We start from the raw sequence: 8,469 nt of genomic DNA, 5'->3' as shown, positions 1-8,469 counted from the left end.
CACACGCCGCCTTCAGCGTGTAACCCTGATCGACCACGAGTTGGGCCGCTTCCAAGCGAAATTCCGGGCTGAACGTTCTCTTCTTCGTCATCATCTGCACCTGACTGTCTCTGTGAGTGATCATACACTCAAAATCAGGTGGCCAGATTCACTATGCCACTACACACCCGATCGCCGCGGCGGCCTCGACGATCTCGGTGGGACGGCCGATGAGCACCGGCTCGGCGATGCCCAGCCTCGCCGCCTCGCGAAGCGTCTCCAGCACGGCGGCCTGGGCCGCGTTGACCACGGCGACGCGGATCGGGTTACCGCCACCGGCTCGCTGAATCAGATCATCGAGCGTCGCAAGGGCCACTGGCGTTGCCGTCTGGGTCATGTCACCTCCTGGGTGTTGGTTAATGTGCGCTGCACGTGCCGGGCGATCATCCGTTCTTCATTAGTGGCTACGACCTCTGCTTAGACGGCCCTGTAGCGTCGACATCTATAGATCCCGAGCCCGGTTGATCTGCTGGGACAGACGCATCGCCTCGTGTTCCTCCAGCTTCAAGAGCTCGCGAACGAGATCCCGAGCCTCGGGGATGTCGGCGCGTCCTTCCAGGTAGCGGTATAGCGCGATGACCTGATCGTGCAGCGAGAAGACTTCCCGGCTGATGTCTTCGAAGCCCATCTCGGCATAGGGCAAATTGCACGCCTGATGGGGTTTGATGGGCGCATGCGACAGATAATCGTAGACCCAGGTGTTTAGGGCCTTGGGGTCGGCCTGCTTCTCGAAGCTGGCCACGGTGTGCTCCAGGACCGCCTCGTGATCGGCGAGATACTCCAGCAGTGATTTGGCCCGTGCCTCCTCCTGCCGGGTGGCACAGTGCCTGAAGCACTCGGCCAACTGGGCATGCAGCTGGCGAGTCCAGTCGATCAGGTCATGAAAGGTCTCGATCTTCATTTATTGCTCTCCATTAGTGGGTTGCTCTATAGGTATTGGCTGTAAACCGGGTCGGCTTCGACTGGGTCACTCGTTCTCGCTCCACCATCCCCCGCCGTAGAGGCTGCGAAACCCCATCTCGTACATGCTGTCGCGGGTCGTGCCGGCAAGCTCCAGCGTCGAGGCGATAGAGTCGCTCAACAGCGTCTCCCATTGCCGATAGGGGGTGTCACTATCGATCGGCGCCGGTGCGGTCTCTACCATCTCGGCCAGCCACTTCACACCGGTCATCCAGGGGGAGAAGCGTTCCGAGTACATCAGCCGGCTGGTCCGCGCCGGATGCAGTTGACGCAGCACCTCGGCTGACCAGGGGGTGGTGTAAAACCGCACCCAGGGCCCGACGAAGGTCTCGTAGAGGGCCACATTGTGCTCGGAGAGCGCTCGCACCCCTTCGAACGCCGGGGCCCGGTCGGGAAAGTTCATGTCTTCCACGCGGCGCTCCTCGAAGCGCACCTGGAACTGGGGCTTGTGACAGTCGGGGTCGCCGGTGGGGTTGTCGATGCGCATCTCGTAGAGGCCAGGGGCCAGGTCATTCAGATTGCCGACGCTCTCGAGGATCGCTCGGTGCTCGAGGCGCGCCACCTTGGAGGAGACGAAGATGCCCAGATGCCCGACGTGGGGATTGAGCAGGTAGACGATACGCTGGTCGGCGGCCTTGAGTGCCGCGGTATCGGGATAGACCGCGGGGATCCAGTTGAGCGCCTGATGGGGCGGGGTGATGTTGTCGCCGCCGGAGGCGAAGATCACCAGGGGGTTGCGGATGCGCTTGAGGTCGACGCTACAGCCGGGGCAGACCTCGAGCTCGCCACGCTCCAGCTTGTTGCCGACGAAAAGGTTCTCGACGATGGCAACGATCTCCTCTTTGCTCAGGCTATAGAAGCCCGTCCACCAGCGCTCGAACTCGAGGAAGCGTTCGCGCTGGCCGTCGATGTCGGCGAACAGCTGATAGTCCTTCTGCCACAGGGTATTCGCAGGCTTGAGGGCTTCGAAGTTGGTGGCGAGGTTCGCACCGTCGAAGCGCCCGTCTCCCAGGTCGGCCATCAGGTGCGTCAGCCAGGCACCGCCAAGCAGGCCGCCGGCGAGGCGCATGGGATTGACGCCGGATTCGCCGGACCAGTAGGAGAGCGGCGAGCCGTTCAGCACCGCCGGCCCGACCAGACCCTCGCAGTCGGCGGAGAGCAGCGCGATGGCCCAGCCCGCCTGGCAGTTACCGTAGAGCACCGGCGGCTGGCCGGGGTGGCGCTCGGCCAGCGTCTCGACGAAGCGGCGCAGGACGTGCAGCACGTCCTCCAGTGTCTGGCCGGGGACGGGCTCGGGGAAGAAGATCACGAAGTAGACCGGGTGTCCCTCGTGGAGCGCCATGCCCACCTCGGAGTCGCGCTTGAAGCCGCCGATGCCTGGGCCGTGGCCGGCACGCGGGTCGACGATCATCCTGGCGGCCTAGTCTCGTCGAGGCAGTCCTCCAGGCAGTCCTCGCCGACCCGGGTGATGCGCAGCAGGGCATAGTTGGCGGGGCGCGCCAGTCGACGGCCATCCACGAGCATCTCGTAATCGAAGTCGAGCAGTGGCGGCTTGCCCGCCTGCTCATGCTCGAGCATGTTGTCCGCGCGCTCACACAGCGTGTCCAGGTAGCGTACGCCGCGTCGCCACAGGTCGGTCTGATAGGCGAGTAGCTCCGTGGCCGGGTGGCTCGGGAGGGTGCCTTCTTCGGGCTCGGGTGCGGTCATCGGGGCGTCCATCTCTGGTGGGGCGGTGGGTTGGCGCTTGCGCGGGGTTTTATGAGCCGTGGGTGGCTTGGTGGTGGATGTTTTGGCGGTCATAGTGGATACCTCTCAGTGTCAGGATGTCGTGGGCGCCGATCTCGATCCGGGACTCGGACAGGAAGCGGTACGGCGGAACCTTCAGGTTGATCGGCGCCGGCACCGCCTTGAACACGCGTCCGGCGAAGTCGAACTGGGAGCCGTGGCAGGGGCAGAAGAAGCCCCGGGCGAGTCGTCGCTGACGACCACGATCGTGCCGACGAGAAAAACGTCTGCTTTTCATGACTGCACCTCTGGGATTTTGTCCTTACAGGCGCCAGCCACTCGTACTCGCCATCCGCAGGTGCGGAATGAAGCGTGGCGTGCGGGCCGCGTAGGTCTGCCATTTGTCGCCAAACTGGCGCGCTACGTCGCGCTCTTCGTGGATCGCCAGTCGTGAGTACATCCACACCAATACCGGGAACATGACCAGGGTCAGCAGGGTGGGCCACTGCAGCAGGAAGCCGGTCATCACCAGCACGAAGCCGGCGTACTGGGGATGCCGGACATGGGCATAGAGCCCGGTGGTGGCCAGTTCTCCCCGCCGCTGGGCGGTATAGAGTGACCGCCAGCCGGCGGCGATGAGCCAGAAACCCGCGGCGATGAACACCATGCTCAGCAGATGGAACGGCCCGAAATGCGGGTTGGCCTGCCAGCCGAACAGCATCTCCAGCAGGTGGCCCGCATCGTGGCTGAACCAGTCCACCTCCGGGTGGCGCGACTGCAGCCAGCCGGAGAGGAAGTAGAGGGTCAGCGGGAAGCCGTACATCTCCGTGAACAGCGCCACCAGGAAGGCGCTGAAGGCCCCGAACGAGCGCCAGTCGCGGCGCGTCTGCGGCTTGAAGAAGCTGAAGGCGAAGAAGATGAAGATCGCCGAGTTGAGAATGACCAGGCCCCACAGCCCATAGGCGGGTACGTCATCACTCATCGCGTCCTCCCTTGTGATCATCATGCCCGCCATGACCCCCGTGGCCTCCATGTCCGCCGTGCATGAACACATGCATTAGCGGACAGGCGAGCAGGATCAGCCAGGGCAGGGCACCGAGCAGGTGCACCTTGTGCTCCTCCCAGAGCAGGAAGCCCATCACCGCCAGGGCGATCGCCACCATGAGCCAGAAGCTGCCTTTGCTGGGTCCTCGCTCCAGCCACCCCTTTTCGTCATGCATGATCAAATCCTCACCCGGCGCAGGCGCAGCGAATTCATCACCACCGACAGCGAAGACGCGCTCATCGCGAAGGCGGCGAACATCGGCCCGATCAGGATGCCGAGGAACGGATAGAGGATCCCGGCGGCGATCGGTACGCCGGCCCCGTTGTAGACCAGGGCGAAGAACAGGTTCTGCTTGATGTTGCGCATGGTGGCCAGCGACAACTTGCGGGCCCGAACGATGCCGTCGAGGTTGCCCTTGACCAGCGTGAAGCCGGCGCTTTCGATCGCCACGTCGGCGCCGGTGCCCATGGCGATGCCCACATCGGCCTGGGCCAGGGCGGGAGCGTCGTTCACCCCGTCGCCCGCCATGGCCACCTTGCGGCCTTGTTCCTGCAATTCGCGGATGATGCGGGCCTTGTCCTCGGGCAGCACGTCGGCGCGGATCTCATCGATACCCAGTCGCCCGGCCACCGCCTTGGCCGTCCGCTCGTTGTCGCCGGTGGCCATGATGATGCGAAAGCCAAGTTTGTGCAGCGCCTTCAGGGCCTCGGGGGTGGTCTCCTTCACCGGGTCGGCGACGCTGACCAGGCCGGCGATCTGGCCATCGAGCACGACGAACATCACCGTTTCGCCTTCATCGCGGCGGGCGTTCGCGGTCTCGGAGATCCGGCCGCCATCGAGGCCCAGTTCGGCCATCAGCTTGGCGTTGCCGAGGGCCACCGACTGGCCGTCCACGACCCCCTTGACGCCCATGCCGGTCACGGCTTCGAAATCGGTGGCATCGGCGAGGGATACGCCACGTTCTTCGGCGCCGGCGACGATGGCCTCGGCCAGTGGGTGTTCCGAGCCACGTTCGAGGCTGGCCGCCAGGCGCAATACCTCGGCCTCGTCATGCCCTTCCTCGGGCAGCACCGCCACCAGCTTCGGCTTGCCTTCGGTCAGGGTGCCGGTCTTGTCGACCATCAGCGTATCGACCTTGGCGAAGCCTTCCAGCGCCTCGGCATTCTTGATCAGTACGCCGGCCTGCGCGCCGCGTCCGGTGGCCGTCATGATCGACATCGGCGTGGCCAGCCCCAGTGCACAGGGGCAGGCGATGATCAGCACCGCCACCGCCGAGACCAGCGCATAGGACAGCGCCGGCGCCGGCCCCCAGATCGCCCAGGCGATGAAGGAGAGGATGGCGACGCCGATCACCGCGGGCACGAACTTGCCCGCCACCTTGTCGGCGAATTTCTGGATCGGTGCGCGGCTGCGCTGGGCGGCAGCCACCATCTCGACGATCTGGCTGAGCATGGTGTCGGCGCCGATGCGGGTGGCCTCCATGACCAGGCTGCCGTTGCCGTTGATCGTGGCCCCGGTGACCTTGTCGTCTTTGACCTTTTCCACCGGCACCGGCTCGCCCGAGATCATCGACTCGTCGATCGAGGAGCGGCCCTCGACCACCACGCCGTCCACCGGCACCTTGTCGCCGGGGCGCACCCGCAGGTGGTCGCCCACCTGCACGTCTTCCAGCGCGACCTCTTCTTCGCTGCCGTCGGGCCGGATCACCCGCGCGGTCTTGGCGGCCATGTCCATCAGCGCGCGGATCGCCTTGCCGGTGCCTTCACGGGCGCGCAACTCCATCACCTGACCCAGCAGTACCAGGGTGACGATCACCGCCGCGGCCTCGAAATAGACGCCGACGGTGCCGTCTTCCCGGCGAAAGCCGTCGGGGAAGACGCCCGGCACCAGCACCGCCACGATGCTGAACAGATAGGCCGCGCCGACCCCCATGCCGATCAGGCTGAACATGTTGAGGTTCATGGTGCGGAAGGAGTTGTAGCCGCGCACGAAGAACGGCCAGCCCGACCACAGGATCACCGGCGTGCTGAGCACCAGCTCGATCCACATCGCGTTGCGTTCACCGAAGAAGTCGCGAATGGCCCCGAGGCCCAGGTAGGGGCTCATCGTCAGAATCAGGACCGGAAGCGTGAGCACGGCCGCGACCCAGAAGCGTCGGGTAAAATCGACCAGCTCGGGATTCGGCCCTTCATCGCCGACCGTCGCCGATTCCAGCTCCAGACCCATACCGCACAGGGGGCAGGCACCGGGAGTGGTTTGGCGCACCTCGGGGTGCATCGGGCAGGTGTAGACGGCGCCGGCATGCCCGGCCGGCACCTTGTCGTACTTGCCGCCGTGGGCCGGCGCGGAGGCCCCATGACCATGCCCGTCATGCGTCTGCGAGTCGTCGCTTCCCACGGGCACGAGGTGCATGCCGCACTTGGGGCAGTCACCCGGCTGGTCGGAGACGACCTCCGGGTGCATCGGGCAGGTGTATTGGGCGCCACCCTGGCTGCCGGCGGCGTGTTGGTCCGTATCGCCGCTGCCTAGTGTCGGTGCCTCGTGCGAGGCATGCCCGTGACAATGGTCGTGTTGGTGTTGCGTCATGGAATCGTCTCCGTCGCTTCCGCGTCTTGATTCAACCTCGTGGCCCTATCTCGATAGGGTCGAAACTAATAGTGCCGTATCCAATAATCAGGAGGTGCGATCAAAGCAGAAGATCGCGCTTGCGTTGCTCGTACTCCTCGCGGTCGATTTCTCCCCGGGCGTAGCGTTCTTGAAGAAGGTCCAGGGCCGTTGGCCGCCGTTGAGAAAATGGCTCGCCCCGGCCTCGGGTCAGGCCACGCACCAGGAGAACGGCCAAGGCAATGACGATGCCCCAGAACAACACCATCATGAGCCCGCCGAAGAGCATATGCCCCCAGCCGTAACTCCCCATATACGCCATCATGTCGCCCCACATGGTCGGATCTCCTTTTCTTGTTACTTACTTTGCCCTGACGTCAGGCTAAAGCCTGCGGGTAACCCAAGGGTCAAGAGAAGGTAGAGATGAAAGTAGGCGGCTCTTGATCCCGGACAGTTTCCGACCTCTTCAGTGGAATGGAATCAACGCCGCACGCATGCGTTGAGGCCTTCGGTATTGAGTGATGGATTCGTTCATGGCCTACGCTCCGCTGTGTCGGTTGAGGCGTGTGACAAAGAAGTTGTATAGCGGGCCGAAGACCAGGGCGATGTACCAGCCGTAGCCGAAACTTTCGACCAGCCCCAGGAAGAAGCTTGACCAGCTGAGCCAAGTGAAGCCTGGCAACAAGCGCAGCCAGCTCTTATACATCGCCTGGTCGGGAAACAGCAGATCGAAGCCGACGCAAAGGATGAAGGTTACGGCCAGGAACAGCCCCAGGCTCATCCCGAGTGCGATCATGGGAATCCGCGGCGTTGCCTGAACCGGCAAGCGAGTTCCTGAACGGGGCTTGGCTGTCAACGGAGCATTGGCATCAGGCATCTTTGTTCTCCGGTTGGAGGGGCGAGGCCGTTGCACCAGGGACGAGATACTGTTCGGGCGCGGCCTCGAAGCGCTCCCGGCAGTCACGAGAGCAGAAGTAAAAGACGTGGCCATCGTGGACGCTTGGCTTGGCCCCTTTCGTTCTGACGGTCTTGCCGCAGACGGGGTCGACGTCCTCGGCTGGCGGAATCCACTCCAGCCCTTCAGTTGCACGTTGATTCCCTGGGCTATCGTTGTCGTGTTTGGTCCTGCCATGGCTGTGCCCCATGACGTGGGCGCCACAGCCGAACCGCATCATCAAGAAGAGGATTGCTGCCCAAAGCAGGAAGTAAAACAGTGCGTCCATAAAGTCTTCCTCGTGACGTCCGCTAAGCCGTACCCGATACCGAGCACTCGGGTGTGGTTGCGAATGTGCATGCACTTCTCATGGTGGGAAGAGTCTCTGCACACACAGCGGCCACTCCGGCAGTTGCCTGGATCAATGTGGGGCGGGCACGGGTTTTCTCCCACGCGGCCACGGCTGGAAGCGCGAGATGGAGATACGAGGTCGACTTAGACTCTGTAGCGTTGGGTCAAAAGGTAGACAGGAACCGAGGAGGGTGAGGGAGGGGCACTTGGCGAGCCGCTGGCGGTGACAACCCGGGGCGCTATGGCCGGGGCCGTCATGCTCAAGGGAAGGGGCTCGAGCTCCAAGTCCTGGCGCTCCAGGCGCAACAGGGCGCTGCCGACATTACGAGTGCCATGGCCATGGTGGCATCGCGGTTGAGGATAGTCTGCGTTGATGAACTCGGTGTTCGAGTGCGTATCTGCGTGAGGCTCAACGCCAACCTGGCCAGACTCAGTAGAGGAGGGAGCATCTGCCGAGGAGGGGTCATCTGCCATTGTGGCGGCGCTAGAGAGCAGTAGCACCATGCCCAGCAGGATGACCAGACCAAAGCGATGCCAGGCGGTGGCAGACCGCGAGGATTGCTTAGGAAATGACGTGTGCCTGGCCATGCGGCAGGGCTCCTGCAGAGTGATGTATATCTTAACCTAGCGCAGATTCGAACCTTGTCCATTGACACGGATCAAGACGGAGCTTGCCGTAAGCTGCAGCGGCCTCATTGAAGTGGTGACCTGGGCGAATGGCTGGGATGTAGTGGTCAAGTGTTTTTGGCCACCGAGCTTTGAGCATTCCAGTAGTTCTTTTCTGCCAAGTTCGGCGGTATCCCATCGTTAT

At 63.6% G+C, this 8,469-nt stretch carries 10 protein-coding genes and 1 pseudogene; all 11 read right to left on the bottom strand.

Annotated elements, in window-relative coordinates; all coding sequences use genetic code 11:
- Window positions 1–151: 151 nt before the first annotated feature.
- A complete protein-coding gene (locus tag QD208_RS17450; RefSeq protein WP_087720112.1) occupies window positions 152–376 on the bottom strand; it encodes a hypothetical protein in 225 nt (74 codons plus the stop codon).
- Between the two features lie 105 nt (window positions 377–481).
- The gene (locus QD208_RS17445) at window positions 482–940 is read right to left on the bottom strand and encodes a hypothetical protein (protein ID WP_043337196.1); all 459 of its coding nucleotides are present in this window, start codon (window positions 938–940) and stop codon (window positions 482–484) included.
- A 66-nt stretch (window positions 941–1,006) separates the two neighbouring features.
- Entirely contained in the window at window positions 1,007–2,410 is a 1,404-nt protein-coding gene (locus QD208_RS17440; protein WP_209443825.1) for a DUF3141 domain-containing protein, read from the bottom strand.
- Window positions 2,407–2,706, bottom strand: a complete 300-nt coding sequence (locus QD208_RS17435) for a DUF3141 domain-containing protein (RefSeq protein WP_209443826.1) — start codon at window positions 2,704–2,706, stop codon at window positions 2,407–2,409. The genes QD208_RS17440 and QD208_RS17435 overlap by 4 nt, the downstream gene beginning before the upstream one ends.
- A 49-nt stretch (window positions 2,707–2,755) precedes the next feature.
- Window positions 2,756–2,962: pseudogene (locus QD208_RS17430) on the bottom strand (hypothetical protein); the annotation flags it as partial.
- An 84-nt stretch (window positions 2,963–3,046) separates the two neighbouring features.
- The gene (locus QD208_RS17425; RefSeq protein ID WP_043337201.1) at window positions 3,047–3,706 is read right to left on the bottom strand and encodes an isoprenylcysteine carboxylmethyltransferase family protein; all 660 of its coding nucleotides are present in this window, start codon (window positions 3,704–3,706) and stop codon (window positions 3,047–3,049) included.
- Complete coding sequence (locus tag QD208_RS17420; protein ID WP_306298809.1) at window positions 3,699–3,887, bottom strand: DUF2933 domain-containing protein; 189 nt, start codon at window positions 3,885–3,887, stop codon at window positions 3,699–3,701. Before QD208_RS17420 ends, QD208_RS17425 begins: the two co-directional genes overlap by 8 nt.
- Before the next feature lie 59 nt (window positions 3,888–3,946).
- Window positions 3,947–6,355, bottom strand: a complete 2,409-nt coding sequence (locus tag QD208_RS17415; RefSeq protein ID WP_279837669.1) for a copper-translocating P-type ATPase — start codon at window positions 6,353–6,355, stop codon at window positions 3,947–3,949.
- 100 nt (window positions 6,356–6,455) lie between these two features.
- Entirely contained in the window at window positions 6,456–6,710 is a 255-nt protein-coding gene (locus QD208_RS17410) for an SHOCT domain-containing protein (protein ID WP_043337204.1), read from the bottom strand.
- 201 nt (window positions 6,711–6,911) lie between these two features.
- Window positions 6,912–7,250, bottom strand: a complete 339-nt coding sequence (locus QD208_RS17405) for a DUF5676 family membrane protein (RefSeq protein WP_225347873.1) — start codon at window positions 7,248–7,250, stop codon at window positions 6,912–6,914.
- Complete coding sequence (locus QD208_RS17400) at window positions 7,243–7,596, bottom strand: YHS domain-containing protein (protein ID WP_052384923.1); 354 nt, start codon at window positions 7,594–7,596, stop codon at window positions 7,243–7,245. Before QD208_RS17400 ends, QD208_RS17405 begins: the two co-directional genes overlap by 8 nt.
- Between the last annotated feature and the right edge of the window lie 873 nt (window positions 7,597–8,469).

Origin of the sequence: Cobetia sp. 29-18-1 (assembly GCF_029846405.1) — a bacterium.
GTDB lineage: Bacteria > Pseudomonadota > Gammaproteobacteria > Pseudomonadales > Halomonadaceae > Cobetia > Cobetia amphilecti.
Note: the sequence above shows the minus strand (reverse complement) of the source record. Positions and strands in the feature narration are given on the sequence as shown.